Source organism: Pseudomonas sp. FSL W5-0299, from assembly GCF_005930655.1.
Classification (GTDB): Bacteria; Pseudomonadota; Gammaproteobacteria; order Pseudomonadales; family Pseudomonadaceae; genus Aquipseudomonas; species Aquipseudomonas mandelii.
Map to the genome: position 1 here is coordinate 1 of NZ_RXHX01000096.1, position 1166 is coordinate 1166.

2 protein-coding genes and 1 pseudogene are annotated in these 1166 nt (G+C 54.4%); all 3 read right to left on the bottom strand.

Features of this window, described 5'->3' with window-relative positions:
• Positions 1-297, bottom strand: a pseudogene (locus tag FHL16_RS33765) (copper resistance protein B); the annotation flags it as partial.
• Complete coding sequence (locus FHL16_RS33770; RefSeq protein ID WP_177346273.1) at positions 269-517, bottom strand: hypothetical protein; 249 nt, start codon at positions 515-517, stop codon at positions 269-271. The pseudogene FHL16_RS33765 and the gene FHL16_RS33770, both read right to left, overlap by 29 nt.
• Positions 518-529: 12 nt before the next feature.
• On the bottom strand, positions 530-1166 hold a 637-nt coding region (locus tag FHL16_RS33775), incomplete at its 5' end, for a multicopper oxidase domain-containing protein (protein ID WP_153269235.1).

The window sequence follows — 1166 nt, forward strand, 5'->3', positions numbered from 1 at the left end:
AGCGTCGGTAAGTACGGGGACTGGGGTTCGACTGGTGGTAGTCGCCCCTCCATCCATACTTTCCATTCCGTCCATTTTCCCGTCATCCATACTCATCTTGCTGTGATCCATAGCCCCCATCTTGCTATGGTCCATAGCTCCCATTGAGCCGTGGTCCATCTTGGAGTGATCCATCTCTTCAGCGGCGTGAGCCACGACAAAGAAAGCAGGACTGGTAGAAACTGCCAGTGCCATCAACGTTGGGCGTAAAAACTTCCTGGTCATGATCTCAATCTGCCTTTTTGGTTTTTTGGTCATGATCCATCGACTCATGGCTCATCTTGCTGTGGTCCATTGACCCGTGATCGGGCTTAGACTCGTTTGTCGCAGTTGCAGGCTTGCTCGTTGCTTTCGCAGGAGTAGCAGGTGAGTGATCACTACTATCTTCGACTGCCAGCGTCACGGACGAGAGTCCACCCATCAAGCCGACGGCAAAGAGGCAGCCGACCAGCGATTTACGATTTAGGTATGTGCTCACAGATCGTCTCCTTTACTCATCAACCCGTACTTCACGGAACATGCCCATTTCCATATGGAATAGCAGGTGGCAGTGATAGGCCCAGCGACCTAAGGCATCAGCAGTGACTCGGTAGCTGCGTTTGGTTCCAGGCGGCATGTCGATCGTGTGTTTGCGCACCATGAATTTGCCGTTCTCATCCTCAAGGTCGCTCCACATGCCGTGGAGGTGGATGGGGTGGGTCATCATGGTATCGTTCACCAGGGTGATGCGCAGACGCTCGCCATACTTGAGGCGCAACGGCTCGGCGTCAGAGAATTTGATGCCATTGAATGACCACGAGAACTTCTCCATGTGACCGGTCAGATGCAGCTCAATGGTGCGATTGGGTTCGCGGCCGTCAGGATCTTGGAAAGTGCTTTTCAGATCTGAGTAGGTGAGCACGCGACGGCCATTGTTCCGCAAGCCAATGCCAGGATCGTTTAGCTTCGGTGTCGGGCTCATGGCTTGCATGTCAACCAAGGGGTTATTGGTTTCGGAGGCTGGGTGAGTCTGCATTTCGCCACCCATGCCGCCCATGCCTGCCATCTTGCTGTGGTCCATGCCGGCCATGTTGGACATGTCGCCTTTGTCCATTCCCGCCATCTTGCTGTGGTCCATGCCGGCCATG